The following is a 25,570-nucleotide window of genomic DNA, read 5'->3' as shown; positions in this document are numbered from 1 at the left end:
TACGTTCGCCGTCCACGATATCCATCGGTGAGCCGCCAAGTGTCCGAAGGCGAGCTACTCAATCCTCGACACGCGTCAGGAGGGCCTTCATCGGCAGGCCCGGCGTTTCGCGGGCATAACCTTCGATCGCGACATAGCCGTCCTTCGCGACCCCGTCGAATGTCACGTCGAATGGTTCGATACCGAAGACCGACATACGCGAATGATCCGACGAGTGGCGGATACCGCGGAGATGGCCGGTGACGGTCACGCCGGATTGCGAATAGGCACCGACGTAAAGAAAGGTGGAGTCGCCGCCTTGGATTTTGCCGTCGCGGAGGAAGATCACCCCGTGCGACTTCTTCCGCGCCGTTTCGAATGCAGCCTTGTAGAAACCTTGAATAGTGTCGGTCATGTCCGGTCCTGCGATCGCCGCGGGTGCTCTACCACTCCAGGTTTAAATAGAGAAGTGACGGTTGTGCTGCGAGTTGAAATTGCTGCAGGGGCTCAGCCGCAGCCGGCGCGCGATGCTGTTCTGATCGCACGGGAAGTGCGCCGGAGACGCGTGCTTGCACTGCATCAATTTGCTGCACAAAGGCGGGAAAAGCGGCAGGTTTCGCATCAACAATGCGCTTGACTTGAACTATGAACTCGACGACCGTAATCACCACGCGTTGGGCAACTAAGCCCCGAGACGCAAAGAGTTTTGAACCATTTCCGACACCGCGCTGATCAAGGCGCGTTTGGTTGGTGGCGAAAGCGCCCTCGGCTCGACAGCCGATGGGCGTTTTTTGTTTTTGGACACGGGCATGACGAAGCGGCTGCGCATCGGTGTGATGTTCTCTACGACCGGCTCCTACGGAGCGGTCGGCCGCACCATGCTCAACGGCGCAATGCTCGGGCTCAGCGAGGTTGCAGCGAGCGGAAGCGGACCGGAGATCGAGCCCGTCATCGTCAATCCGGGCGGCGACCTGTCGCAGTATCGCGCGCTGGCTCACGACCTGCTGGCCTCCGGCGCCCGGCAGGTGGTCGGTTGCTACACATCGTCGAGCCGAAAGGAAGTGATTCCGTGCTTCGAGAAGCACGACGGGCTGCTGTGGTATCCGTCGCACTATGAGGGCTTCGAAAGCTCCGACAACGTCGTCTATACCGGCGCGTCGCCGAACCAGCATGTGCTGCCTCTGGTCGATTATCTCGCCGCCAAGCACGGCAAGCGCGCGTTCTGCATCGGTTCGAACTACATCTGGGCGTGGGAGAACAACCGGATCTTCCGTGAGGCGCTGATCGCCCGCGGCGGCTCCGTGCTGGCCGAGCGCTATCTGCCGATCGGCGACACCGACTTCGATCGCGTGGTTGCGGCGATCCTGGAGCAGCGGCCGGATTTCGTCTTCAACAATCTGATCGGCACCAGCGCTTATGCGTTCTTCCGCACGTTTCGCGCTGCATGCCGTGCCCGCGGCATCGATCAGGCCGCCGAGATTCCGGTGGCGAGCTGCACGCTGGCGGAGCCTGAGCTCGCCGAGATCGGCGCCGAGGCGGTGGACGGTCACCTGTCGTCGAGCGTGTATTTCGCCTCGCTCGCCGGACCGGTGAACGGCGCCTTCATCCGCGCCTACGCAGCGCAGTTTCCGGACGCGCCGCCGCCCTCGGCGGATGCGGAAGCGTGTTACATCGCGGTCAAGCTGCTCGCCGCCGCTCTGCAGCAGGCCGGCACCGACGAGGCCGCCGCAGTACGCGCGGCCGTCGCCGACCAGCGCCTGATCGCTCCGCAAGGCGAAGTGCGGATCGATCCGCAGACCTACCACGCCTGGCTGACGCCGCGGATCGGCCGGTCGACGGCCGCCGGCCAATTCGAAGTGCTGCTCGAAGCCCCCGAGCCGATCGCGCCCGATCCCTATCTGGTGCAAACCTCGCCGCGGTTCGCAGCCGCGATGCGTTCTCCATTGTTGAGGCTGGTGAAGTCATGACCTTTCGACCGGTTCAGAACTTCAAAGGCGGCCGAGCGCTCCTAGTGATGGAGCGAACGGGCAGGGAAGGCGCTCTGGAGCCGACGCTCGCCAAGCTCGGCGTCAGTTGCGAGGCGCTGCAGATCGTCGACGGCCGTGCTCAGCTTGATATGGCGTCGCTGCAGCCGGACCGCGACATGCTGTTCGTCGACGGCGATCTCGACGGCGTGCTGACGATCGAACTCAATCCGCTGTCGCATCTGCCGCCGGTGCCGGTGATCGGGCTGGTCGGCGTCGAAGCGCCGAGCCGGTTGAAGGCGCTGGTCAATCTCGGCGCTACCGCGTTTCTGCGCAAGCCGGTGCACGGCGGCGCCGTGTACTCGGCGCTGTTCATGGGCATCAATCAGTTTCTCCTGCGCGGCGGGATGCAGGAGCGCCTGCAGACGCTCGAGGAGCGCCGTCGCGGCCGCCGTGCCGTGCTGCGCGCCGTGGTCCAGCGGATGCGGGACAGCGGCCTCGACGAGGACGGCGCTTACGACCAGATCCGCCGGGAGAGCATGCGCGTGAGGCAGAGCCTGGAGAGCTATTGCGAGGATCTGCTGAGCCGACGGGCGAGTCCGCCCGATTCGACTGGCCACACCGGCGACCCGCCGCTGCACCGTGGCGACAAACGAGCGATGTAGGAGACAGCAACATGACTGGAACTGTGTTACGGGGACTGCATGCCGCAGTCCTCACGGGGACGCTCGTCCTCGCTTCAGGGGTGGCGCTCGCCGCAGAGAAGCCGATCAAGCTCGGCGTGCTCGAGGATCAGTCGGGCGATTTCGCGGTGGCGACGATCGGCAAGGTTCACGCCATCCAGCTCGCTGCAGACGAAATCAACAAGGCCGGCGGCATCATGGGCAGGCCGCTCGAATTGGTGGTCTACGATACCCAGTCCGACAACACCCGCTACCAGGAATTCATGCGGCGCGTGCTGCAGAAGGACAAGGCCGATGCGGTGTTCGCCGGCTTCTCGTCGGCTTCGCGTGAAGCCTATCGGCCGATCGTCGATCAGCTCAACGGCTTCGCGTTCTACAACAACCAGTACGAAGGTGGCGTCTGCGACGGCCACATGATCGTCACCGGTGCCGTTCCCGAGCAGCAGTTCTCCACGCTGATCCCCTGGATGATGGAGAAGTACGGCAAGAAGGTCTACACGCTGGCCGCGGACTACAATTTCGGCCAGATCTCGGCCGAATGGGTGCGCAACATCGTCAAGCAGAACGGCGGCGAAATGGTCGGCGAGGAGTTCATCCCGCTCGGCGTGTCGCAGTTCTCGCAGAGCATTCAGAACATCCAGAAAGCCAAGCCGGACTTCATCGTGACGCTGCTGGTCGGCACCGCGCAGGCGTCCTACTACGAGCAGGCGGCCTCCGCCAACGTCAACCTGCCGATGGCCTCGTCCGTCAACGTCGGCCAGGGCTACGAGCACAAGCGCTTCAAGCCGCCGAGCCTGAAGGACATGTACGTCACCACCAACTACATCGAGGAAATCGACAGCCCCAAGAGCAAGGAATTCGTCGCCAAGTTCAAGGCCAAGTTCCCGAACGAGCCGTACATCAATCAGGAAGCCGAGAACTCCTACCTCGCGGTGTATCTGTACAAGCAGATGGTGGAGCGGGCGAAGTCGACCAAGCGCGACGATATCCGCAAGGTGATCGCGCAGGGTGACGTCTGCATGGATGCGCCGGAAGGCAAGGTCTGCATCGATCCGAAGAGCCAGCACATGTCGCACACCATCTATCTGGCGCACGTCAATGCCGATCACTCGATCGACTTCCCGAAGGTCTGGCCGGACATCAAGCCGTATTGGCTGGGCGATGCCGGCTGCGACCTGACCAAGAAGGATCCGATGGCGCAATACACGCCGTCGAACCCGCCGCCCAAGTAAGTGCGGCGGACCGCTCCGGCGCACCCTGACGCGCCGGAGCGGCTGCTCTTCCTCCAACGGACTTTCGTCGGGCCGCCGGAGCCGCGGCCTTCCACGCCCACCTTGCTGGACGTCAGATGGACATCGCTACCTTCGCCTTCGCGGCGCTGTATCAATTCGCCGACGCCTTCGCCTTCCTGGTGCTGTCGGCCTGCGGGCTCGCCGTCATCTTCGGCATGATGGGCGTCATCAATCTCGCCCACGGCGAGTTCATCATGTGCGGCGCATATGTCACCGCCACCGCCGTGCATGCCGGATTGCCGCTGCCGCTCGCCATTCTGGCCGGGGCGCTGGTCTCTGCGGTGGTCGGCATGCTGGTCGAGTTCGTGGTGGTGCGGCATCTGTACGAACGCCCGCTCGACACCATCGTGGCGACCTGGGGCCTCAGCCTGATTGCGACCCAAGGCACGCTGATCGTGATCGGCTCGACGATGGCCGGCGTCGGCACGCCGTTCGGCAGCTTTCAGGTCGGCGCCTATTCATACTCGATCTACCGGATCGTGTTGTTCCTGGCTGCGCTCGGCGTGCTCGGATCACTGTACGCGCTGTTCAATTGGACCTCGTTCGGCGTCAAGGCGCGCGCCACGATCCAGGTGCCGCATATGGCGGATGCGCTCGGCGTCGACACCCGCTGGATCTACAGCCTGACCTTCGCCTGCGGTGCCGGCCTCGCCGGGCTCGCCGGCGGGCTTTATGCGCCGACCATGACGCTGGTTCCCACGATGGGCGCGACGTTCCTGATGGAAGCGTTCGTCACCGTGGTGATCGGCGGCGCCGACGTCTTCCTCGGCACCGCGCCGGCTGCTGCGGTCCTTGCGGTGGTGAAGTCGGTGATGACCTCGTGGCAGGGCCAGTTGTTCGGTCAGATCGGCCTGCTGGTCGCCGTGATCATCGTAGTCCGGGTGCTGCCAAAGGGCATCTCCGGCTTCCTGCTGCGCGAACGGACCTGAGGGAGGCGAGCGTGAACGGTTTGATCTCTCTGTTTCGCCGGCTCGAGGGCCCGCAGACCAAAGGCCGCGGCCTGCTGTTCTGGTCGGTGTTCATGGTGGCGCTGATCGGTGCGATCGCATACCCGATGTTCAGCGACGGCTACACTGTCGGCAACACCGCGTACTTCTTCGTCTGGGTGTTCATCGCGCTCAGCCTGTGCCTGATCTGGGGCTATGGCGGCGCACTGTCGTTCGGCCAGACCGCGTTCTTCGGCATCGCCGGCTACAGCTATGGCATCCTGACGCTGAATTTCGGTGCCGCCTACGGCTTCACGCTCGTCGCGGTGCTTGCGGCGGTTGCAATCGCCGCGGTGGTGGCGCTGCTGCTCGGCTACTTCATGTTCTTCGGCCGGATCGAAGGCGTGTTTCTCGGCATCGTCACGCTCGCCGTGACCCTGATGCTGGAACGGTTCATGGCGCAGACCGCAGGTCCGGACTGGCGGATCGGCGCGGCCCGGCTGAACGGCTTCAACGGCATGAGCGGGATGCCGCCGATCACCATCCCATGGTTCGATGGGCCGATCGTGCTGTTCGCCGATGTCGGGCTTTACTATCTGATCCTGGCGCTGGTGGTGGTGGTCTATCTGGGCTTGCGCATCCTGGTGAACTCCTCGTTCGGCAACGTCATCGTGGCGATCCGGGAGAATCCGGAACGCGCCGAGATGCTCGGCTACGACATCCGCAAGTATCAGCTCATCAACTTCGTGATCGGCGCCGGGCTCGCCGGCCTGTCGGGCGTGCTCTACACCGCCTGGGGCCAGTACATCACCCCGTCGAGCATGGGCATGACGTCGGCGGCGCTGCCGCTGATCTGGGTCGCGGTCGGGGGCCGCAGCGATCTGACCTCGACGCTGGTCGGAACGCTGGTGGTACTCGCCGGTTTCCAGGCACTGACGATCTACGGCAGCCAGTATGCGCTGGTGGTGATGGGTCTTCTGCTGGTGCTGACCGTGCTGATCGCGCCGAACGGATTGGTGCTCGGCGCGATGAACGTGATCGGCCGGCTCGTCGCCCGCGCCAAGGGAGGACGGAACTGATGGCGCTGTTGCAACTCCGAGGCCTGAACAAGCATTTCGGCGGGCTGCACGTCACCAATCAGGTGAACCTGTCGTTCGAGACCGGAGAAATTCACTGCCTGATCGGTCCGAACGGCGCCGGCAAGAGCACGCTGTTCCGACTGATCCTGGGTGAATACGCGCCGGGCTCCGGCGAGATCTTCTTCGCCGGCGAGGACATCACCACCTTGAAGTCGTTCGCGCGGATCGCGCGTGGACTCTCGGTCAAATTCCAGGTGCCCGGCGTGTTCAAGGGCTTGTCGGTCCGGCAGAATCTCGAGATCGCGCTGCAACGGACGCGGCACGGCGCCGAGCTCGATCGCGAGATTGATCGATTGTTGGCGTTCCTCGGCCTCGAAGCCGAGCAGAAGCAGACCGCCGGCAATCTCAGCCACGGCCAGAAGCAGTGGCTGGAGATCGGCATGGCGACCAGTCTGAGGCCGCGGATGCTGCTGCTCGACGAACCGACCGCCGGGATGTCGCCGGAAGAGACGTTCCAGACCGGCGAGATGGTCAAGCGGCTGAATGCCGAAGGCATGACGGTGCTGGCGATCGAACACGACATGGCGTTCGTCCGTCAGGTCGCGCAGCGCGTCACCGTGCTGCATCTCGGTCAGGTGTTTGCGCAAGGCTCGATAGACGACATCGTCGCCGACGAGCGGGTCGCGGCGATCTATCTCGGGCAGGCTCATCACCATGCGTAAGGAAGTCATCCTCAACACCGTGGGGCTGCGTGCCGGCTATGGCGGAAAGCCAGTCTTGCAGGGCCTCGAGATCGAAGTCCGCGAGGGGGAGATCATCGCGGTGATCGGCCGCAACGGCGTCGGCAAATCGACTCTGATGAAGAGCCTGATTGGACTGATCCCGACGATGGACGGTTCGATCGTTTTCCGCGGCGATCCGGTCGAACATCTGCCGGCGTTCAAGCGGGCGCGTCTCGGCATTGGCTACGTCCCGCAGGGGCGCGACGTGTTTCCGCGCCTCAGCGTCGGCGAGAACATCGCGGTCGGGGCGTCTATCAAGGGGCGGCTGACCGAACAGCAGCGGCGCGAGGTGGTCGAGACGTTTCCGATCCTCGGCGAGCGCTGGAGCCAGCGCGCCGGCACCATGTCCGGCGGTCAGCAGCAGCAGCTCGCGATCGGGCGCGTGCTTGTCGCGGATCCCGAGCTGATCCTGCTCGACGAGCCGTCCGAAGGCATCCAGCCCAACATCGTGCAGGACATTGCCCGCGACATGGTCGCGCTCAACGCCAAGACCGGCGTGACCATCATTCTGGTGGAGCAGAATCTCGACATGATCCGGGCGATGGCGCAGCGCTGCTACGTCATGGACAAGGGCCGGATCGTCGCCAACCTCGACCGCGCCGCGCTCGACGACGAGGCCGAAATGCGCCGCCACCTCGCGGTGTGACTGAAATCAACAAAGGAGACCAACATGGCTTGGCAGACTGAATCGATCATGGCGCGCAAGGGCGTTGCCAAGGGCGTGCGCGGCAAGAGCCACACCATTACAGAGGCGGAGCAGGGCAAGTATCACTACGTCTACGGGCCGTATTTCGACAAGGTGCTGACGGTCGACCCCGGTGCGGTGGTGGCGGCCGAAACCCACGACGCGTTCGAAGGCGCGATCAAGTCGGAGACCGACATCCCGTCTAAGATCCTCAACTTCCCGTTCCTCAATCCGCAGAACGGTCCGATCTGGGTCAATGGCGCCGAGAAGGGCGACACGCTCGCCGTGTACATCGAGAGCATCGTTCCGCGCGGGCCGCAGCCGCGCGGCACCACCGTGGTGATGCCGGAGTTCGGCGGCCTGGTCGGCACCGGCAACACCGCGCTGCTGAACGCGCCGCTGCCGGAGCGTGTCAAGAAGCTCGAGATCACCGCCGAGCACGGCACCAAATGGAACGACAAGATCACGCTGCCCTATGAGCCGTTCATCGGCACGATCGGCACCTCGCCGGAGATCGAGGCGATCTCGTCGCTGGTTCCGGACTATTACGGCGGCAACATGGACCTTCCGGATGTCGGCGTCGGCGCCATCATCTATCTGCCGGTGAACACCGCGGGCGCGCTGCTGTATCTCGGCGATTGCCACGCCGCGCAGGGCGACGGCGAACTCTGCGGCGTCGCGATCGAGCATCCGACCGTGACCACGGTGCAGATCGATCTGATCAAGGGGTGGCCGATCCATTGGCCGCGGCTCGAGACCAAGGATTTCATCATGACGATCGGCTCGGCGCGGCCGATGGAGGATGCCGCCCGCATCGCCTATCGCGAGCTGTGCCGCTGGATGGCGGCGGACTACGGCTTCGACGAGATCGACGCCTATATGCTGTTGACGCAGGCCGGCCGTGTTCGGCTCGGCAACATGGTCGATCCGAAGTACACGCTCGGGGCGTCGATCAAGAAGTCGTTCCTGGTTTAAAGGGGGAGCGACGGCGATGTCGCAACTGCTGAAGGTCGCTACCGTCCAGTTCGAGCCGATCATGGCCGAGAAGGAGCGCAACATCGCGCGCCTGCTCGAGCTTTGCGAGGAGGCGGCGGTGGGAGGCGCCAAACTGATCGTCACCCCGGAGATGGGCACCACCGGCTATTGCTGGTACGACCGCGCCGAAGTGGCGCCGTTCGTCGAGCCGATCCCGGGGACGACCACGGCGCGGTTCGCCGAACTGGCGCGTAAGCACGATTGTTACATCGTCGTCGGCCTTCCGGAAGTCGATGAGGACGGCATCTATTATAATTCCGCCGTCCTGATCGGCCCGGAGGGATTGATCGGACGGCATCGCAAGACGCATCCTTATATCTCCGAGCCGAAATGGTCGGCGGCGGGCGATTTGCACAATCAGGTGTTCGACACCCCGATCGGTCGGATTTCGCTGTTGATCTGCATGGACATCCATTTCGTCGAGACCGCCCGGCTGATGGCGCTCGGCGGCGCCGACATCATCTGCCACATCTCGAACTGGCTGGCCGAGCGCACGCCGGCGCCGTACTGGATCAGCCGCGCCTTCGAGAATTCCTGCTACGTGATCGAGAGTAATCGCTGGGGGCTGGAGCGCACAGTGCAGTTCTCCGGCGGGAGCTGCGTGATCGCGCCGGACGGCAGCCTTGCCACGGTGATCGACGGCGGCGACGGCGTCGCATTCGCCGACATCGACCTCGAAGCCGCGCGCGCGCGGCGGATCGGAGGCGAGGCGGTGTTCCGGCAGCGGCGCCCGGAGTTGTATCCGGAATTGCTCACCGACACCTTCAGTTGGAATCCCTGCGACTTCTTCGGGCTTTACGGCCACGAGGCCTGGCCGAAGGGCAAACGCTCCAAGCTCACCGCCGCGCAGTTTGCACCGACCGACGACGTCGCTGGCAATCTCGATCGGATCGAGGTGTTGGCGCGGAAGGCGAAGGCCGACGGCACCGAAATGGTGGTGTTTCCCGAATTGAGCCTCACCGGGCTCGACGAATCGGCACGCAGTGCAGTGGCGGTGCCGAGTCCAGCCATCGACCGGCTCGTGGCGCTGGCTGGTGAACTGTCGTTATATCTGGTCTGCGGTCTTGCCGAGCGAGACGGCGAGCGATTGCACAACAGCGCCGTGCTGATCGCGCCGGACGGCGGCATCACGACGTATCGCAAGACGCACCTGACCGAAGACGAGCGGAGCTGGGCCACGGCGGGAGACGGCTTCGTCGTCGTCGACACGCCGCTCGGTCGCGTCGGCCTTCTGATCGGCCACGATGCAATGTTTCCGGAAGCCGGGCGTGTGCTGGCGCTGCGAGGCTGCGACATCATCGCGTGCCCGGCTGCGATCACGACCCGCTTCAGCACGCCGCATGCGGGCACGAGCGTCAAGCAGCCGGCGCCGATTCCGACCGGCGCCGACCCGTATCATTGGCATCACTTCCGCGTCCGCGCCGGCGAGAACAATGTATTCTTTGCTTTTGCTAACGTCGCCGATGCCGGGCGTGGCTATCCCGGACTGAGCGGGGTGTTCGGGCCTGATACGTTCGAGTTTCCGCGCCGCGAGGCTCTGATCGGGAGCGAGGAGGGGGGCGCCACCGCGACGATCGACACCTCCAATCTCGACAGCGTGTATCCAACCAACGTGGTGCGGCGAAAGGACTTGGTGTCGATGCGGATGCCGCACAGCTATCGGCCGCTGGTGCGGGCGGTGGCCGGAAACTACTAACCGAGGGGAGCAAGCATGGATCTGGGATTGAAGGGCGCCAAAGTACTGGTCACCGGTGGCACCAAGGGGATCGGGCGCGCCGTCGCCGAGACCTTCGCGGCGGAAGGTGCACATGTCGGCCTCTGCGCACGCAATGCGGCCGAGGTCGACAGTGCGGTGGCGGCGCTGAAGGCGACTGGCGTGTCGGCATTCGGCGGCGCCGTGGATGTGTCCGATGGGCCTGGGTTGAAAGCATGGGTCGCCGACATGGCGGCCAAGCTCGGCGGCATCGACGTCGTGGTCGCCAATGTCAGTGCGCTGGCGATCGGCTCGGACGAGGAGAGCTGGGCGAAGGGCTTTGCCACCGACATGATGGGCACCGTGCGGCTGGTCGATGCCGCGATGCCGTACCTCGAACAGAGTCAGCAGCCGGCGATCGTCACCGTCTCCAGCGTCTCGGGCCGTGAGATCGATTTCGCGGCCGGGCCCTACGGCACCTTCAAGGCGGCGATCATTCATTACACCCAGGGACTTGCGTATCAGCTCGCAGGCAAGGGAATCCGCGCCAACACCGTCTCGCCCGGCAATACGTATTTCGAAGGTGGGGTGTGGGAGCAGATCAAGAACGGCAACCCCGACCTCTACAACACCGCGCTCGCGCTCAACCCGACCGGCCGGATGGGGACGCCGCAGGAGATGGCGAACGCGGTGGTGTTTCTCGCCAGCCGTGCCGCCAGCTTCGTCACCGGGACCAACGTCGTGGTCGACGGCGCGCTCACCCGCGGGGTGCAGTTCTAATCACTGATACATCGAAAGTGGTAGGCCGATTTCTGCACCATGGAATGATGCTGTTATCTAATACCACCATTGGGGCATGACGACGAAATAACTGCGGACCGCGTACTGATCAGTTGCAACGCGGCCCGCAGAACAGGCTATACAGCCGCGGTTCCGGGGGATGGGGGACGCGGTGCACAGTAACGGGAGCAATTGCGCGATCTGCCGATCGGCGATCGAGTTGCTGCGCGCGCGTCCGCTGGTCGAGGGTTACGAGCTTCGCGACTATTCGTGCCCGCAATGCGGTGGCGTTTTTCAGATCGTGGTCAAATGCGAGGAAGTGCCGCCGCAGCAACCGCCGAAGCCGTCCGACAGTTGAGGTGCTCGCCATGTTTCGGTGCCGCTCGCTGCACCACGGCTCCGTCGATCCGCAACGTTACCGGCTCACCGATAGCCAAGTCGGTGGCGTCCGACAGTTGTAGCCGCTGTCTGCGGCCGTCGATCAGCACAAAGTGGCCATCGCCGGCGTCGCACGCGCCGAGATAGATGCCGGTGACGATCAACGGATCGTTGTCGGCTGCGCTGGCCATCCACTCTGTCGGCGATCCGTCAAACGTCACCCGGCCGTGTTCGAGCCGGATCACGCGGTCGGCGAGGCGGAGGATCTCGGATGGGTCGTGGCTGACCAGTAGCGTGGTGGTGCCGAAGCGGCGATGCAGCCGCAGCAGATCGTCCTGCAGCTTGCGTCGCATCGCCGGATCAAGCGCCGACAGCGGCTCGTCGAGCATCAGCAGCGACGGCCGCCGCGCCAGCGCCCGGATCAGGGCCAGTCGCTGCTTCTGGCCCCCGGACAGGCGGCCCGGAAAAGCGTCAGCGAGACGGTCGAGCGCGACCAGATCGAGCAGTTCGTCGACCTCCGGTCCGCGGCTGCGCGATCCGATCGCGTATTCCACATTGCCCCGCACCGTCATGTTGGGAAACAGCGCGTAATCCTGAAACACCAGACCGATCGACCGCTTGCGCGTCGGCCAGTGAACCCGCGCGGCGCTATCGCACCACAGTTCTGCGCCGACCCGGATCCGGCATTCCGTTGGCCGCGTCAATCCGGCGGTGGTACGGAGCAGGGTGGTTTTGCCGGCGCCCGAAGGGCCGGCGATTGCCAGCAGCGAACCGGCTGCGATCGCCAGATCGACATTGAGCCAGAACGGTCCTGCCGTTCCGGAAAGCGGCATCCGCACGCGTAGCTCGATGTGGTCGACTCCGCAGTCCATTGCCTCACCACCAGCCGGGATCGTTATATAGTGAAATATACAACGATGCGCCGCTCTGCTAGCCAGACCTCGGCGAGCGAATCCAAGGGGCAGGGGATTGCAATGACGTGGTCTGTGAGATCTGCGGTGATAGGCGTGGCGTTGCTGTCGTGTGTCGCGCCGGCGGGTGCCGAGGAGACGACGCTGGCCGCGGGCGCCGGGTATCGGCGGCCGATCGCCGAACTGGCGGCCGCCTATGAGAAGCTGTCGGGCGACAAACTGCTGCAAGTGTACGGCCATATGGGCCAGGTGCTGGCCCAGGCGCGCGAAAGCGATCAGATCGCGTTGGTCTGCGGCGACAGAGCGGTGCTGGACAAGGCCAAGGACTTTGGTTTTTCGCAGATCGCGCCGCTGGGCATGGGACGGTTGGTGATCGCCTATCGCAAGGGGCTGACGCTGTCGAAGCCCGAAGACCTCGCGGGCGCTGAGTTCAAGCGGATCGGAATCCCGGATCAGGCCAGCGCGGTCTACGGCAAGGCCGGCCGGCAGTTTCTCGAACGAAGCGGTTTGGCTCCGACCATCGACGCGCGGCTCGTCCCCGTCGCCACCGTGCCGCAGGTCACCAGCTATGTCGCCAGCGGCGAAGTCGATGCCGGCTTCATCAATGCCACCGACGCGATCGGCGCCGCCGGCAACATCGGCGGCTACGTCGAGGTCGACAGCAAGCTGTACGATCCGGCCGAGATCGTCTGCGGGGTGAGGGGGGCGGCCGCGAAGGCTGCCGACGGCTTCGTGCGATTTCTCGGCACCGAGCAGGCCCGCACCATTCTGCAGCGCCACGGGCTGTAAGCCATATGCTGGCCGCTGCGATCGAGGCGCTGCAAGATCCGGCGCTGATCGCGCCCGCGCTGCTGTCACTTAAGATCGCGGCGGCGACGCTGATGCTGCACGTCGTGCTCGGCACCTTGCTCGGCTGGGCGCTGGCGCAGCGCTCCTGGCCGGGCCGCACTCTACTCGATGCGCTGGTCACGATTCCTCTGGTGTTCCCGCCGATCGCGCTCGGCTTCTTTCTGCTGCTGCTGCTCGGCCGTCGCAGTCCGGTCGGGCATTGGCTCGACGCCGGCTTCGGCTTCAGCTTCGTGTTCTCGGTCGAGGGTGTGCTGCTGGCGTCGGTGATCGCCGGTCTGCCGCTGGTGGTGAAGCCGATCGAGGCGGCAATCGCCAACGTGTCTCGCAGTCTCGGCGAAGCGTCGCGGACGCTGGGCCGCAACGAACTCGAGACGTTCCTGTTCGTCATTCTGCCCAACATCCGCGGAGCGATGGTCGCAGGCCTGGTGCTCGGGACCGCGCGGTCGCTCGGCGAAGTCGGCATCACTTTGATGCTCGGCGGCAACATCGTCGGCAAGACCAACACAATTTCACTGGAGGTCTACAACGCCGTGTTCAACGGCGAATATGGCCGCGCCGCGGTGCTCTCGGCGGTGCTTGGAATGGTCTCGCTGGTCGTATTCGCTTTGCTGCGGAGGGGAGCGCAACCGGCTCCAACTTGAGCACTTCAGATTCGCGGCCGATGTGACGGCAGGCGGCCCGTGCGATCGGCTCGAACGTACCGAGCCGGCCCGAGCAGCCTCTATTGTTTCCGCGTGAGTTTGGCGCCGAGCTTCTTCAACGAATCCTCTGAAGGCGGCGCTTTCTGGAATTCGCGAATCGCCTCGGCCAATTCCTGATCGGTCATCGGCATCGCGGGCTGCCTCAGCGCGCCGCCGGCCAGGCCTGATGCGATCAGGTCGAGGTGCTCGTCTGGGCCATCGAAAAACTGGCGGATACGGGCGAGAAAGGCTCTGTAGGGCAAGGGACCTCCGATGAATCGAACCGGCACCTGACGCTTTCGGCACGGCTTCTGACGGTACTGCTGTTCCGACAGTGGAACGCGGTTCGTCACCCTAGGCCCGCCCCGAGGTGGGGTTCGTATCTTTTGATATGAGCTGCCGGCGCGGCGATGCGCCATGTGCGGTGTTCTGCGAAGCGCTCGGCAGATTCGCGCGAATCGAACCTGCTGTCCGCCGAATTCGGCTTACGATCAGGCGAAATGTGGTGACGTCACGCTGGTGCTGAATTCTGTTTGGAATTTGAAGGGCTTAAGGTGGCGGAGACGGAGGGATTCGAACCCTCGATAGGGCTTTACAACCCTATAACGGTTTAGCAAACCGCCGCCTTCAGCCACTCGGCCACGTCTCCGGTGCGCTCGATATGCCCGACACGGTCGCTGCTCGCAAGCAGGATTGCATGGATTGCACCGCGACCTTTGGGTCTGTGCACGAGAAAACTTGAAATTGTGACCAGGCGGCCGCCGTTTCTCTCGAGGCGGGCCGGCGTGCGCCGAGCCGGCCCTGCTGGCGTCAAAGCAGCGCGACGGACTGCTCTCGAAGGTGATCGGATTCGCCCGAGGTAGAGGAATCGATTCTCAGAAAGAGGCCGCTCGCGAGGTCTATTTTGAGGTTCCAGAAGGCCGCCATCCCCTCGCTGCCCGTGTTGCAGTGCGCCATCAGCTTCTCGCGCAGATCTAAAATATCTTTCTAAAACAATGTTTTAGGTTGGGTCGGGCTGAGGGCTGAGTGCTATTTGTGCAACACATTTTTGAAAACGGGGCTGCAGCATGGCTCCGTTGTTGCGTGTGCATCACTGTTAGGTAATTGTCGTGCTGCGACGGAGGGGGGCATCCCGAGGTCGCCCCGTAATAGGTGGTTCGCTTAAGTCCCTCGCGTTCAGCGGGTGTGTCCAAAGGCGCGAAGCGGCTAGGCGGGTTTCTGGGATTAAGGGACCACGGCGGGTGCTTGCACTTTGCGGACCGGAACCTTCCCGACAGAGCAACTTGGAGGTTTACATGAACATCGTTAAGGGCCTGTTCCTCGGCTCAGCGGCGGCTCTTCTCGCCGTCAGCGGCGCGCAGGCGGCCGATCTCCCGTTGAAGGCCAAGGCGGTCGAATACGTGAAGGTCTGCTCGATCTATGGCGCCGGCTTCTACTACATCCCGGGCACCGACACCTGCATCAAGCTCGGCGGCTATCTGCGCGCCGACGCGACGCTGTACGGTTCGACCGCCTACAACGCCCCGGCCTGGAACGGCGCTGCCGGCCAGATGAACCGCAATGCGAACAACTTCATCTTCCGTTCGCGCCAGGATCTGAACATCGATACGCGCACCGCGACCGAGTACGGCGTGGTTCGCACCTTCTTCGATGCGACCTTCAACTGGACCTCGGGTGACGGCGTCGCTGGCGGCGCGCTCGGTGTGTACTACGCGTTCGTTCAGTTCGCCGGCTTCACCTTCGGTAAGGCGGTGTCGCAGTTCGATACGCCCTGGACCGGTTATCCGGGCAACAACACCTCGTTCCTGATCGGCGGCTACGACGATGTCACCGGCATCAACCAGGTGTCGTACACCGCGGAATTCGGCAACGGCGTGTCGGCCTCGATCTCGCTCGAAGATCCGTCGTCCTACCTGCAGTCGGGTCTGTACAACACCTCGACGGGTGCGAACTTCCTGGCCTACGGCACCAATTCCTACGCCGGCGTGGACGTTCCCGATATCGTCGGCAAGGTTCGCGTCGATCAGGCCTGGGGTCTGTTCCAGGTGTCGGCCGCCGCGCATCAGGTTCGCGCCAGCTACTACAACACCGCTCTCGAGACCTCGGGCCACCCGAGCGACACTTGGGGCTACGCGGTGCAGGGCGCCATCTCGCTCAAGAACCTGCCGACCGGCCCCGGCGACAGCATCAACTTCACGGCCACCTACTCGAACGGCGCGACCCGTTACGTGCTGGGCGGCGTGAGCCCGAACTCGTTCGCGATCTACGGCAACAACTCGGTGCCGGGCACCTACCAGAGCGTTGCCTTCGGTGTTGCGGCTGACGGCGTGTTCGCCGGCACCAGCAACCTGAACGGCACCGGCATCGAGAAGACCACTGCCTGGGGCGTCCGTGGTGCATTCAACCACAACTGGAACCCCTACTGGTCGACCTCGCTGTTCGGGTCGTACACCAAGCTGGACTACAACGGCACCGCGACCGGTCTGATCTGCAGCGGTCTGGGCGCCAACGTGGCCGGCTTCACCTGCAACCCGGACTTCGCGATCTCTCAGATCGGTACCGTCACCCGCTGGACTCCGGTCAAGGGGCTGACCCTGTCGGGCGAAGTGATGTACACCTACCTCGATCAGGCCTCGTCGGGCGTGCTGCCGCTGACCGCTTCGGCCACCAAGCCGGCCGCGTTCTACGAGTTCAAGGATCAGGGCGTCTGGAGCGGCAACCTCCGCGTTCAGCGCAACTTCTGATCCTCGCTTCTCGACGCGAGAATCTGACGAACCCCGGCGGGCAACCGCCGGGGTTTTTCGTTGAGGGGTAGTCTGCGTCGCGTCTGCCAGACCGGACTGCGCAACATCGAACGATAATTTCGAGTCTGAGAGGCTCAGCGGCGTCGCTGCGACCAGCGAAGGTGCCGATCGAGGCGCGACCCTCGAGGCGCGCTGATTCGACCGCGCCGCTACGCGAGCAGCGTCAGACGGAAAGTGGCCGATCAGGTTTGGCCGAGAAGGCGGGCGCGCTATTCGACGCTGGCGCCGCGGCGGAGGTCGGCTTCGATCTGCAGCCTCTGACCGCCGCCGAAACGGGCGCGATACACCTGCAGATTTTCCATGATCCGCTGCACGTAGTTGCGGGTTTCCGAGAACGGAATCAGCTCGACCCAATCGACGGCGTCGACTTTCGGATCGCGAGGGTCGCCGTAGCGCTCCACCCATTTGCGCACGCTGCCGCGCCCGGCGTTGTAGCCGGCGAAAGTCATGATGTAGGAGCCGCGGTAATCGTCGATCAGGCCGCCGAGCTCGGCGGCGCCCAGTGCCGCGTTGTAGACCGAGTCCGACCTCAGGCGTTGGACATCGAAGGTGCAGCCGTGACGGCGGCAGACGTACTTGCCGGCGTCAGGGGTCACCTGCATCAGGCCGTAAGCCTTGGCCGGAGAGACGACGGACGGATTGAAGCCGCTTTCCTGTCGCGCGATGGCGTACACGATCGCCCGCTCGACTTCCGGCCCCACCGACCTGAATTGCGGAATGCCGATCACCGGATAGGCGTAATGATCGAACGGCAGACCGCGATTGAGAGCCGCCTTGCCGACCAGGAGCATGGCGCGAGCGTCGTTATGACGCGCGGCAGCTTCGCTGAGACCGATCAGAGCGTCGACATCGCCGTTCTCGCCGACGTCGGCAAAGATCGGAATCGCCACGTCGCCTTCGTCGATCGCGTACAGCAAGTTCACCGCGCGGACGATCTCGAGCCGGTCGACGTTGCGACCATGGCCCGACGGAGGACCGTTGAGGTCGAGTTGCGGCAATCCGAGCTTCGCGCGAGACAACTGGCCATAATAGCTGGTGGAGTGCGCCGCCGACGCCGAGTAGGCGTTGCGGGCCTCTTGAATGTTGCCGGCAGCCTCCGCCGCGCGGCCTTGCCAATAGCCGGCGCGTGCCAGAGCGGTGGGGTTCGTGGTGTCGCGACCGAGACGGGCGAAGTGCTGTGCGGCAGTTCGCGGATCGCCCAGAAACCGCAGCGCAATCCAACCCGCGGTGAATTCGTGCTCGGTCTTGTAGACGCCCCTGGTCGGCGTCGCCGCGTCGCGCGCGACCAAATAGGCGAGGCGATAATCGCCGATATCGATCAGCTTGCGCGCCACCAGGCGGCGCTCGATCCACCATTCGTCGACATTGTGCAGCCGGTTCGGATCGCGCGGCACCGTCAGCATCAGGCGGCCGGCTTCGGCGATCTTGTCGTCGCGTCGAAGTAACTGAATCTTGCTGAACAGATAGCCTGGGTCGCGGTGCAATTCGTCCGGGACATCCGCGAGCAGGGACTTGGCGTTCGACGCCTTCTTGTCGACGGCAATTCGCGCCCGAGCGAGTGCGAGCTGTGCGCTTCCCAAGCGTTTGGCGGCACGCAGCGCTGGACCGAGGTCGCTGCCGTAAAGGAACGAGTCCATCCGCGCTTTCTGGTCGCTCGCCGTGATCAGCGGGCCGAACAGCTCCATCGCGGTGGTTTCGGTGGCCTCCGACATCGTGTCGTTGCGCCAGGCATCGGTTACCAATTGCTCGGCCGTGCGCCGGTCGCCGCGAGCCAAAACGGCGCGCGCCAGAGCCAGCTTGCCCTTGCCGGTCGAAGGACGTTCGTCCTCGAAGAACGAGAGCACGGTCGCATCGTCGCGCCGGTCGTCCCACAGCGCTGCTTCGGCGCGCCGGCGGAGAAAGCTCTGCGAAGGCCAGCTCGGATTGGCTCGGATGAAGGCCGCGTATCGTTCGACGCTGGCGCCGTTGTTCTCGCTGCGCAGGATCAACCATTCGGCGAGCTTGCGCGCCACCGGATCCGTGATGGTGTTGGCGACCTCGGTGGCGTCGCCCGGCTTTTGCTTGCGGACCAGCTCGATCACGTTCCCCAGCGCGCCAGCATCAGCCGCGGAGGTCGATGCGGTCGCTGCTACAGCCGAACGCTTCGCCGGCTTGTGCAGCGTCGCTGCGGGAGGTCGCTGCCGCATCGGTTCGACCGCTGCGGCGGGGCTGGTCACGGCGAGCTTTGTCGATGGGCGAGGGTCGGGAACCGGAAGCGACTGCGCCGCGGCCTTCGGCGCGCTACGCGCGACCGGTCTCGGCTTCGGCAGCGGAACCTTCGAAGCCGCGTTAGCGGCCTCGATCAGTCCCGCACAGCCCAGGCTGAGCGCGAGCATCGCTGTCGATGCCTTCAGCGCCGCACTGAAGTGTGGCATGCGTCGTGATGAAGATGAGCGATGCAAAGCGCTGCGGCCTCCCTGTGGGAGCGATTCGGCGATTCTTGCAGCATCGCCGACAGAAGTTAAGGCGCGCCAAAAGCGGCTACGGCGCGCGAACTCGCTTCACTTGCAGCGATTTGGGGGCGAAAGCACGGCGAAACAATCAATGCTGGGTGAGTCCGATCGCCGCAGGTTTCCACCGTGCCAAACGAAAGCGGCGCCGATAACGGCGCCGCCCACGAAACCTGTTGGATTGAGCCTTTACGGGCAGGGGTGCCGCAGGCCGTCGTAGCCGAGATAGGTTCCGGACGCGGGATCGTAGGACTTGAAGCGCTGTCGGCAATAAGCGTCGCTGTTGCTGTCGTCGGGAACAACGGTGACCGTCGTCGTCGGCTCGTCGTAGTCGCCGTAATAGTAAGGGTCGCCGTAGTAGCCATAAGAGTAGGGCGCCCCCCAAACGCCGCCGACAGCGTAGCCCGGCCAGTAGCCGCCGCCGCCCCAGCGGTGACCGTGCCAGCCGCCGCCGTTCCAAGGCCGGCCACCACCCCCGTGCCATCCGCCGCCGCCTTGCCAGCCGCCTCCGGCGACGCGCGGGCCAACCGGAGCGCCGTGCGCGATCGCTGCTCCGGCCAGGCCGCCGCGGCTGATGCCGCCTCCACCGAACGCCGGACCGCCGCCGCCGTGGCCCGCAACGGCGGGGCCCTGGGCGAAGCTCGGGGTGGTGGCGAGGGGTAGGGCGATGGCCATCGCGGCCACGGCACTCAAGGTTTTCAGATTCAACATCATCGACTCCATCGACGGGACTTGCTCGGGACGCCCGTTCGCGATTTCAACCCAGTTGGATCGCCGTCGTTCCCGTGCCGTCGCCCGTGAGCGCAAGCTCGTCCCACTCGACTGTATGGAGACTGAATAAAATAAGGTGATTTTGCGGAACCGGCACCGACGGTTGTTCGCAGGCGTTCGCAACGGCTGGACAAGAAGGCCTACCGGTGGCATCAGGGAAACTGTTGTCGCCGCCGAGGATGCGCCAGATGAAACTGTTTTTGCTGCGGATTTTTACCTGGTGGAACGGCTTTACGTTCGGCACCCAGCTTTGGACCTGGCGGTTTGGCGAGCTGGTCGGCACCGACGATCAGGGTAACCGCTATTTCCGCACCAAGGGTGGCAAGATCGATCCCGACCTCGGCTTCGAGCGGCGCTGGGTGCTGTACAATGGCTACGCCGAATCCAGCCGGGTGCCGCCGGAGTGGCATGGCTGGCTGCACAATGTCGTCGACGTGCCCCCGACCGAGGAAAGCTATACGCCGCGGGAGTGGATGAAGCCGCACCTGCCGAATCTCACCGGCACGCCGTTGGCGCATCGGCCGAGCGGTTCGACTCTGTCGACCGGCCGCCGCCCGAAGGCGACCGGCGACTATCAGCCCTGGACTCCGGGCGCCTGAGGCGTCCCCGTCCGGCGCTCCGATCAGACTGTAGACCCTGAAGCGCGCGCCAGTCGATCGGCGGCGCGTTTGACCGCATCGACGCGAATTCGACGCGCGCCCTGCATGCGCTGCTTCAACATCGACACGACCTCTTCCGGTGCCCTGTCGGGTGATCCGGCGTCGAACGGCGGGGCAGGGTTGTATTCCAGCATGAGCTGAATCGCCTGAGCGGTGCTGCGGTCGGCGAGGATCTCGGCCAGCGTCAGCGCAAAATCGATTCCCGCAGTGACGCCGCCGCCGCTGATGCGGTTGCGGTCGATGCAGACCCGCGACCGGTCCGGGGTCGCCCCGAATGCCGCCAGATCCTCGATCGCCGACCAATGCGTGGTGGCCCGATAGCCGCGTAGCAGACCCGCCGCGCCGAGCACCAGGGCGCCGGTGCAGACGGAGGTGAGATAGAGCGCGTGCTCCGCTTGGCGGCGGAGGAAGCCGAGAGTCTCCTCGTCGTTGACGAGATCGTCGGTGCCGGAGCCGCCGGGAACGCAGATCACATCGAGTTGCGGACAGCCGGCAAAGTCGATCGTCGGCGGCAGCATCAGCGCGGTGTCGCTGGTGACCGGGGCCATCGTCTTGGCGACGAGATACACCTTGGTGTCCGGCAGCCGCGAGAACACCTGCAGCGGTCCGGTGAGGTCGAGCTGGGTGAGCTTCGGAAACAGCAGCAGTCCGATGGTCGTGGTGGTCATGGCGATCTCCTTGTTGCTGGAGCCTTACGCGTGCTGCGCTTGACGAGAACAGCCTGGCATGATCGTGTTTTGTCCGAAATGGCGTATTTCCCTCGTTTTAGGACAATGCCGAGAGGCCTGTGATGATCGGCGTTCTGATTTATCCCGACTTCCAACTGCTCGATGCAGCAGGTCCGATCGCGGCGTTCGAGATCGCCGCGCGTCACGCGCGGATGCCGCCAGCGATCAGACTGATGGCTGTGCAGGCGGGGCCGGTGCGGAGTTCCTCCGGAGCCGAACTGCTGGCCCGCGGCCTGCGCCACGATCGGGAGATGCGGACGCTGATCGTCGCCGGCGGTGAAGGCGTTCGCGCGGCGGCGCAGTGCGCGCGGACCCAAGCCTTTCTGCGGGCGGCTGCGAGGCGGGGGTGCCGGATCGCCAGTGTCTGCTCTGGCGCGTATGTGCTGGCCGAGACCGGTCTGCTCGACGGCAAGCGCGCCACGACGCATTGGGGCCGCAGCCGCGACTTCCGTCTGCGCTATCCACAAGTCCGGCTGGAGCCCGACCGGATCTTCGTGCGCGACGGCGAGGTCTGGACGTCGGCCGGGATCAGCGCCGGCATCGATCTGGCATTGGCGATCATCGCGGAAGATTACTCCGATGCGATCGCGCGCGATGTGGCTCGGCAGTTGGTCGTTGCGCAGCGCCGTGCCGGCGGGCAGTCGCAGTTTTCATCGCTGGTCGAGCTGCAGGAGCCGTCGGGGCGGTTCGCTGCCTTGCTGTCGTGGATGCGCGAGCATCTCGATACGCCGCTGACCGTCGAGCAATTGGCCGAGCAGTCGGGGATGAGCACACGGCATTTCGCCCGCGCGTTCCGGGATGAGACCGGCACCACGCCGTCGAAGGCGGTCGAGCGGCTGCGGCTCGAAGTGGCGCGTAGCCGGGTGCAGGCGTCCGGCGAAGCGATCGAGTTGGTTGCGCAGGCGACGGGGTTCGGCGATCCGGAGCGGATGCGCCGCGCCTTCATCCGCGCTTTCGGCCATCCGCCCCAAGCGCTGCGCCGGGCCGCCAAGGCGGCATGACGGTCGCTGCTGTCGTCGTCCGTCAGGCTTGCACGCCAGTGGCGTCCGCATGAATGCGCTCAGCGTCCGCGTTCAGCGCCGTCATCGCCTGCGTCAGCTCGGGATAGATCTCGTCGTCGATCGTGACGATGCCGTAGTTGGAATCTTCGCCGTCCCAGCGGCCTTGTGCCGGCTGATCGGCATGCACGAACCAATGATAACCGACGAGCGTCGGATGGCGCAGTGCGGCTGTCGTGTAGCGGGTGAAGCCTGCGGCGCGCTCGCGCTGGGTCGGCATCCGCGGGCCGGCACCGCGGGTGTTCGGCAGCCCGGCATCGTCGCCCCGGAACGAATATTCGCTGATCAGACACGGCCTCCCGGTCGCGGCATAGCCTTCTATCACCGCATCCGGCAACGGATCGTAACAATTGATGCTGAGAACGTCGCAGAAGCGTCCGGCCGCCGCGACCACATCGCGTGGCGGGAGGTAAGCGAAACGTCCGCCGAGCACCAGATGATGCGGCGCGGCGGCGCGGATCGCGGCGGCGCTGACTGATAAATAGCGCTCGGCCAGCAGGCCGGCGAAAGCGTCGCAATCGGCGAAGTAATCGCGCGCAGCCGGATCGTGCTCCTGCGCCCGATCATTGGCGAAGAAATTGCGGCTGAACGGCGGTGGCTGCAGCGGTGCGGCAACAAGATCGTCCCACGATGACAGCGTGCATTGCCACGCAGCGTTGAATTGGTCGACGCTGTCGTAGCGGCTGTTCAGCAGCGCCAGCGCAGCGCGCCGCGAGAACGGTGCCGTGGTGGCGCGCAGGATCGTCGGCAGCAGTTCGTTTTCGCCGCGCCAGTCAGGTCCCCACGGCAGTTCGTTGTCGGTGAACCAGCCGAGCACATGCGGATCGTCGCGTTGCGGCGCGCAGACCTCGCGCGCATGCGCGCGGGCAAACTGTTCGAATTCCGGATCGAAGATGTCGCACAGCGGCCAGCCGCCGCGCTTCTCGCCGAAGGCGGTGGCGAGATAGACGACGCCGGCGGCGGAGGCGAGGGGGACCGCGCCGGCGCTTGCGATCTCGGGCTCCGACCATGCGCCGAGCGTGTTGAAGCCCCAGGAGGCGAGGCGGTCCGCCGCGGCGCGCCGCCACCCTTGGCGGCTGCCGTATTTGCGGGTGCAGGCTTCCCGATAAGGCCGGCGATCCGTGCCCTGAACATTGTCGTGGTCGAACTGCACCGAGACCACGCCCTTGGACAGAAACCGTCCGCCGTCAGGATCGACAAACCACCACCTCCCGTCGATCTGTTCGACGCGGAAGAAACCGGTGGCGTCGGCCTTGCGATCGGCGAGGCCGCCCCAGCGCGTGCGTTCAAGTTCAGACATTCCGTCGCGACGATCGGCGCTCGCACGCCGCTGCTCCCTGTTGACCGGGCAAATCCTCGGACGGCGGGACCGACGTCTCGTTGACGCCGGTCAATGCCAGGCTGCGGCTAAAGCGCCTTCAGCCAATCGCCGATCTGGCTGACAACGACGTTGGCCTGCGGCAGCAGCTTGCCCATGGTGAAGAAGCCATGGAATTGGCCCGGATAGGTCCGGTGCAGCACCGGGACGCCGGCATCGGCGAGTCGGCGGGCGTATTCGTCGCCTTCGTCGCGCAGCGGGTCGGCACCGGCTGTGATGACGAAGGCCGGCGGCAGGCCCGCAAGGGTTTCGGCGCGCGCCGGCGAGGCGCGCCAATCGTCGGCATCCTGCGCGCGGCTCAGATAGTGGTCGCGAAACCAGCGGATCACCGAATGCGTCAACAGCACGCTGGTCTCCGGCTCGCTGTGCGACGGATGCCGCATCGAAAAGTCGGTGGCCGGATAGATCAGCACCTGACCGGCAAGCTGTGGTCCGCCGTGATCGCGGGCGTGCAGCGCGACGACTGCCGCAAGGTTGCCTCCGGCGCTGTCGCCGCCGACGCTGAGCTGTTCTGGATCGATGCAGAGCTTCCGCGCGTTGTCGGCGATCCAGCGCGTGGCCGCGATCGCGTCGTCGACGGCGGCGGGAAACTTGTGCTCGGGCGCGAGCCGGTAGTCGACCGAGATCACCAGCAGTTCGCCGTCATGGGCGATGCCGCGGCAGACGACGTCGTGAGTCTCGAGATCGCCGATCACCCAGCCGCCGCCGTGAAAAAACACCAGCGCCGGCGACAGGCCCTCGTCCTGGCGGAGCTTGGTCGGGGTGTAGAGCCGGGCCGGGATATCGCCGGCCGGGCCGGGACTGGTGATCGACTGGACCGACGCCAGCTCCGGCGGCTCCGGATTGCTGACCAGCCGCGCCGCCGAGTAGTAGGCGCGGGCTTCGGTTGCACTCAGCGTCTCGTAGGCGGGACGGCCGGCGTCCTGGAAAGCCTGATAGACGGCGGCGGCATCGGGATCGAGTTTGGCGGGCATGGCATTTCCTCGGGCTTCCCGGTTCGGGCCGGGGCTGTTTTTGCGGCACCAGGGGACGTGGAGGTACCTGAAAGCAATATCTCAGGAGTTCCTCGCAATAGCCAGCAGGGGGCTGCGGCCTTTGCCGACCCGCCCTTTCCCCGCCGTATTCCCCGTGTTAACCGGGAGACCAATGCGAGCGGCCCGAAGCTGTAGAATGTCGCAAGCCTGATTCGTCGATTGAAGCCGCGCGGAATGTCCCGAAGCCTGAGCCTAGTCGGTCTTGCGGCGTTGATCGTCGCCCATTCGATCGCGTTTGCGCCCCCGGCGCAGGCGCAGATCGGCAACATCTTCTCCGATCCGCCGCCGCGGCCGCCGGGCATGGTGCCGCGCGGTGCGCCTGCCGACGACGACGAGGAAGAGGTGCCGGATCTGCCGCCGCAGGGGCGGGTGCTGCCGGCGCCCAATCGCCCGATCCAGGGTTCGGCGATGCCAGGTCCGGTGCAATCGCAGCCGCTGCCGCCGCCGCCCGGCACGACGATTATCCCTCAGACCCCACCGCCTGGTGCCGCGCCCAGCCAGCCCAACACCGGCGTTGCCAATGAGCCGCCTGCCGGTGCCAATCCGTTGCCGGGATTGCCGCCGGGGCAGCGCCAGCCGCGCGGCACGCCGCAGACCAATCCGCCGCCGTCGCCGGCGACGCTGCAGCCCGGCGACGAGATCGTCACCGAGCCGCCGGCGCAGAAGATCGTCAATAAGAAGGCCAGCTTCACCGGCCTCGACAAGATCACCGGCCGCACCATCAATTTCGATGCCGACATCGGCGAGACGGTGCAGTTCGGCGCGCTCCGGGTGAAGACCGATGCCTGCTACACCCGGCCGGCGACCGAAGCGACCAACACCGACGCCTTCGTCGAGGTCGACGAGATCACCTTGCAGGGCGAGGTGAAGCGGATCTTCTCGGGCTGGATGTTCGCGGCGAGTCCTGGCTTGCACGCGGTCGAACACCCGATC

24 protein-coding genes and 1 tRNA gene are annotated in these 25,570 nt (G+C 65.1%); 16 read left to right on the top strand and 9 right to left on the bottom strand.

Annotation, left to right across the window (positions count from 1 at the left end; genetic code table 11):
* Nucleotides 1-58: 58 nt before the first annotated feature.
* Complete coding sequence (locus DY468_RS14340; RefSeq protein ID WP_164605482.1) at nt 59-394, bottom strand: hypothetical protein; 336 nt, start codon at nt 392-394, stop codon at nt 59-61.
* A 394-nt stretch (nt 395-788) separates the two neighbouring features.
* Here DY468_RS14340 and DY468_RS14335 point away from each other — a divergent pair, with 394 nt between their 5' ends.
* The 10 genes from DY468_RS14335 (at nt 789) to DY468_RS14290 (ending at nt 10,898) form a co-directional block, all read left to right on the top strand.
* Nucleotides 789-1,946, top strand: coding sequence for a transporter substrate-binding domain-containing protein (locus DY468_RS14335; RefSeq protein ID WP_164605481.1), 1,158 nt, complete (start codon nt 789-791; stop codon nt 1,944-1,946).
* Nucleotides 1,943-2,608, top strand: coding sequence for an ANTAR domain-containing response regulator (locus DY468_RS14330; protein WP_164605480.1), 666 nt, complete (start codon nt 1,943-1,945; stop codon nt 2,606-2,608). The genes DY468_RS14335 and DY468_RS14330 overlap by 4 nt, the downstream gene beginning before the upstream one ends.
* Before the next feature lie 11 nt (nt 2,609-2,619).
* Nucleotides 2,620-3,858 carry an urea ABC transporter substrate-binding protein gene (locus DY468_RS14325; RefSeq protein ID WP_164605479.1) on the top strand — a complete coding sequence of 413 codons (1,239 nt, stop codon included), beginning with the start codon at nt 2,620-2,622 and terminating at the stop codon, nt 3,856-3,858.
* A gap of 116 nt (nt 3,859-3,974) precedes the next feature.
* Nucleotides 3,975-4,847, top strand: a complete 873-nt coding sequence (locus DY468_RS14320) for an ABC transporter permease subunit (RefSeq protein WP_164605478.1) — start codon at nt 3,975-3,977, stop codon at nt 4,845-4,847.
* 11 nt (nt 4,848-4,858) lie between these two features.
* Nucleotides 4,859-5,923: a branched-chain amino acid ABC transporter permease gene (locus tag DY468_RS14315; RefSeq protein WP_164605477.1), complete on the top strand. Its 1,065-nt coding sequence runs from the start codon at nt 4,859-4,861 to the stop codon at nt 5,921-5,923.
* Nucleotides 5,923-6,645: an ABC transporter ATP-binding protein gene (locus tag DY468_RS14310; RefSeq protein WP_164605476.1), complete on the top strand. Its 723-nt coding sequence runs from the start codon at nt 5,923-5,925 to the stop codon at nt 6,643-6,645. Before DY468_RS14315 ends, DY468_RS14310 begins: the two co-directional genes overlap by 1 nt.
* Nucleotides 6,638-7,351: an ABC transporter ATP-binding protein gene (locus tag DY468_RS14305; protein ID WP_164605475.1), complete on the top strand. Its 714-nt coding sequence runs from the start codon at nt 6,638-6,640 to the stop codon at nt 7,349-7,351. Before DY468_RS14310 ends, DY468_RS14305 begins: the two co-directional genes overlap by 8 nt.
* 24 nt (nt 7,352-7,375) lie before the next feature.
* A complete protein-coding gene (locus tag DY468_RS14300; protein WP_164605474.1) occupies nt 7,376-8,365 on the top strand; it encodes an acetamidase/formamidase family protein in 990 nt (329 codons plus the stop codon).
* A gap of 16 nt (nt 8,366-8,381) precedes the next feature.
* A complete protein-coding gene (locus tag DY468_RS14295) occupies nt 8,382-10,121 on the top strand; it encodes a nitrilase-related carbon-nitrogen hydrolase (RefSeq protein WP_164605473.1) in 1,740 nt (579 codons plus the stop codon).
* 15 nt (nt 10,122-10,136) lie between these two features.
* The gene (locus tag DY468_RS14290; RefSeq protein ID WP_164605472.1) at nt 10,137-10,898 is read left to right on the top strand and encodes an SDR family NAD(P)-dependent oxidoreductase; all 762 of its coding nucleotides are present in this window, start codon (nt 10,137-10,139) and stop codon (nt 10,896-10,898) included.
* A gap of 305 nt (nt 10,899-11,203) precedes the next feature.
* On the opposite strand, the gene DY468_RS14285 is transcribed toward DY468_RS14290, so the two are convergent.
* Nucleotides 11,204-12,148, bottom strand: coding sequence for an ABC transporter ATP-binding protein (locus DY468_RS14285; protein ID WP_164605471.1), 945 nt, complete (start codon nt 12,146-12,148; stop codon nt 11,204-11,206).
* 135 nt (nt 12,149-12,283) lie between these two features.
* Here DY468_RS14285 and modA point away from each other — a divergent pair, with 135 nt between their 5' ends.
* Nucleotides 12,284-12,976: a molybdate ABC transporter substrate-binding protein gene (gene modA, locus DY468_RS14280; RefSeq protein WP_349644282.1), complete on the top strand. Its 693-nt coding sequence runs from the start codon at nt 12,284-12,286 to the stop codon at nt 12,974-12,976.
* 5 nt (nt 12,977-12,981) lie between these two features.
* Nucleotides 12,982-13,677, top strand: a complete 696-nt coding sequence (gene modB / locus DY468_RS14275) for a molybdate ABC transporter permease subunit (RefSeq protein ID WP_164605469.1) — start codon at nt 12,982-12,984, stop codon at nt 13,675-13,677.
* Nucleotides 13,678-13,757: 80 nt separating this feature from the next.
* Here modB and DY468_RS14270 read toward each other — a convergent pair whose 3' ends face one another.
* Both DY468_RS14270 and DY468_RS14265 read right to left on the bottom strand, forming a co-directional pair.
* The gene (locus DY468_RS14270) at nt 13,758-14,069 is read right to left on the bottom strand and encodes a hypothetical protein (RefSeq protein WP_349644281.1); all 312 of its coding nucleotides are present in this window, start codon (nt 14,067-14,069) and stop codon (nt 13,758-13,760) included.
* A gap of 202 nt (nt 14,070-14,271) precedes the next feature.
* Nucleotides 14,272-14,365, bottom strand: a tRNA-Ser gene (locus DY468_RS14265).
* A 646-nt stretch (nt 14,366-15,011) separates the two neighbouring features.
* Between DY468_RS14265 and DY468_RS14260 the strand changes: the two genes are divergently transcribed.
* A complete protein-coding gene (locus DY468_RS14260) occupies nt 15,012-16,460 on the top strand; it encodes a porin (RefSeq protein WP_164605468.1) in 1,449 nt (482 codons plus the stop codon).
* Between the two features lie 269 nt (nt 16,461-16,729).
* Here the strand turns inward: DY468_RS14260 and DY468_RS14255 are convergent, their stop codons facing one another.
* Complete coding sequence (locus DY468_RS14255; RefSeq protein WP_164605467.1) at nt 16,730-18,961, bottom strand: lytic transglycosylase domain-containing protein; 2,232 nt, start codon at nt 18,959-18,961, stop codon at nt 16,730-16,732.
* 237 nt (nt 18,962-19,198) lie between these two features.
* Nucleotides 19,199-19,720 carry a BA14K family protein gene (locus tag DY468_RS14250; protein ID WP_164605466.1) on the bottom strand — a complete coding sequence of 174 codons (522 nt, stop codon included), beginning with the start codon at nt 19,718-19,720 and terminating at the stop codon, nt 19,199-19,201.
* A 248-nt stretch (nt 19,721-19,968) separates the two neighbouring features.
* Here DY468_RS14250 and DY468_RS14245 point away from each other — a divergent pair, with 248 nt between their 5' ends.
* Nucleotides 19,969-20,379 (top strand): NADH:ubiquinone oxidoreductase subunit NDUFA12, encoded by a 411-nt coding sequence (locus DY468_RS14245; RefSeq protein ID WP_164605465.1) that lies wholly within the window; start codon nt 19,969-19,971, stop codon nt 20,377-20,379.
* A 23-nt stretch (nt 20,380-20,402) separates the two neighbouring features.
* Here the strand turns inward: DY468_RS14245 and DY468_RS14240 are convergent, their stop codons facing one another.
* Nucleotides 20,403-21,107: a DJ-1/PfpI family protein gene (locus DY468_RS14240; RefSeq protein ID WP_164605464.1), complete on the bottom strand. Its 705-nt coding sequence runs from the start codon at nt 21,105-21,107 to the stop codon at nt 20,403-20,405.
* A gap of 122 nt (nt 21,108-21,229) precedes the next feature.
* Here DY468_RS14240 and DY468_RS14235 point away from each other — a divergent pair, with 122 nt between their 5' ends.
* Nucleotides 21,230-22,168, top strand: a complete 939-nt coding sequence (locus DY468_RS14235; RefSeq protein WP_164605463.1) for a GlxA family transcriptional regulator — start codon at nt 21,230-21,232, stop codon at nt 22,166-22,168.
* Nucleotides 22,169-22,190: 22 nt separating this feature from the next.
* Here DY468_RS14235 and DY468_RS14230 read toward each other — a convergent pair whose 3' ends face one another.
* Both DY468_RS14230 and lipP1 read right to left on the bottom strand, forming a co-directional pair.
* Nucleotides 22,191-23,525, bottom strand: coding sequence for an agarase (locus tag DY468_RS14230; RefSeq protein WP_164605462.1), 1,335 nt, complete (start codon nt 23,523-23,525; stop codon nt 22,191-22,193).
* Nucleotides 23,526-23,632: 107 nt separating this feature from the next.
* Entirely contained in the window at nt 23,633-24,577 is a 945-nt protein-coding gene (lipP1, locus tag DY468_RS14225; RefSeq protein WP_164605461.1) for a LipP1 family hormone-sensitive lipase, read from the bottom strand.
* A gap of 234 nt (nt 24,578-24,811) precedes the next feature.
* Between lipP1 and DY468_RS14220 the strand changes: the two genes are divergently transcribed.
* A partial coding sequence (locus tag DY468_RS14220; RefSeq protein WP_164605460.1) for a DUF2155 domain-containing protein occupies nt 24,812-25,570 on the top strand: 759 nt, incomplete at its 3' end.

Origin of the sequence: Rhodopseudomonas sp. BR0M22 (assembly GCF_010907035.1) — a bacterium.
Lineage (GTDB): Bacteria > Pseudomonadota > Alphaproteobacteria > Rhizobiales > Xanthobacteraceae > Rhodopseudomonas.
This window is presented reverse-complemented; position numbering and strand designations above follow the sequence as displayed.

Bases quoted from the DNA above. Each gene is read 5' to 3' on its own strand.
- DY468_RS14250 (WP_164605466.1), bottom strand. From the start codon at position 19,720: ATGTTGAATCTGAAAACCTTGAGTGCCGTGGCCGCGATGGCCATCGCC.
- DY468_RS14240 (WP_164605464.1), bottom strand. From the start codon at position 21,107: ATGACCACCACGACCATCGGACTGCTGCTGTTTCCGAAGCTCACCCAG.
- DY468_RS14340 (WP_164605482.1), bottom strand. From the start codon at position 394: ATGACCGACACTATTCAAGGTTTCTACAAGGCTGCATTCGAAACGGCG.
- DY468_RS14335 (WP_164605481.1), top strand. From the start codon at position 789: ATGACGAAGCGGCTGCGCATCGGTGTGATGTTCTCTACGACCGGCTCC.
- modB (WP_164605469.1), top strand. From the start codon at position 12,982: ATGCTGGCCGCTGCGATCGAGGCGCTGCAAGATCCGGCGCTGATCGCG.
- DY468_RS14300 (WP_164605474.1), top strand. From the start codon at position 7,376: ATGGCTTGGCAGACTGAATCGATCATGGCGCGCAAGGGCGTTGCCAAG.
- DY468_RS14285 (WP_164605471.1), bottom strand. From the start codon at position 12,148: ATGGACTGCGGAGTCGACCACATCGAGCTACGCGTGCGGATGCCGCTT.
- DY468_RS14230 (WP_164605462.1), bottom strand. From the start codon at position 23,525: ATGTCTGAACTTGAACGCACGCGCTGGGGCGGCCTCGCCGATCGCAAG.
- DY468_RS14320 (WP_164605478.1), top strand. From the start codon at position 3,975: ATGGACATCGCTACCTTCGCCTTCGCGGCGCTGTATCAATTCGCCGAC.
- DY468_RS14325 (WP_164605479.1), top strand. From the start codon at position 2,620: ATGACTGGAACTGTGTTACGGGGACTGCATGCCGCAGTCCTCACGGGG.
- lipP1 (WP_164605461.1), bottom strand. From the start codon at position 24,577: ATGCCCGCCAAACTCGATCCCGATGCCGCCGCCGTCTATCAGGCTTTC.
- DY468_RS14235 (WP_164605463.1), top strand. From the start codon at position 21,230: ATGATCGGCGTTCTGATTTATCCCGACTTCCAACTGCTCGATGCAGCA.
- DY468_RS14260 (WP_164605468.1), top strand. From the start codon at position 15,012: ATGAACATCGTTAAGGGCCTGTTCCTCGGCTCAGCGGCGGCTCTTCTC.
- DY468_RS14305 (WP_164605475.1), top strand. From the start codon at position 6,638: ATGCGTAAGGAAGTCATCCTCAACACCGTGGGGCTGCGTGCCGGCTAT.
- DY468_RS14295 (WP_164605473.1), top strand. From the start codon at position 8,382: ATGTCGCAACTGCTGAAGGTCGCTACCGTCCAGTTCGAGCCGATCATG.
- DY468_RS14310 (WP_164605476.1), top strand. From the start codon at position 5,923: ATGGCGCTGTTGCAACTCCGAGGCCTGAACAAGCATTTCGGCGGGCTG.
- DY468_RS14290 (WP_164605472.1), top strand. From the start codon at position 10,137: ATGGATCTGGGATTGAAGGGCGCCAAAGTACTGGTCACCGGTGGCACC.
- DY468_RS14330 (WP_164605480.1), top strand. From the start codon at position 1,943: ATGACCTTTCGACCGGTTCAGAACTTCAAAGGCGGCCGAGCGCTCCTA.
- DY468_RS14245 (WP_164605465.1), top strand. From the start codon at position 19,969: ATGAAACTGTTTTTGCTGCGGATTTTTACCTGGTGGAACGGCTTTACG.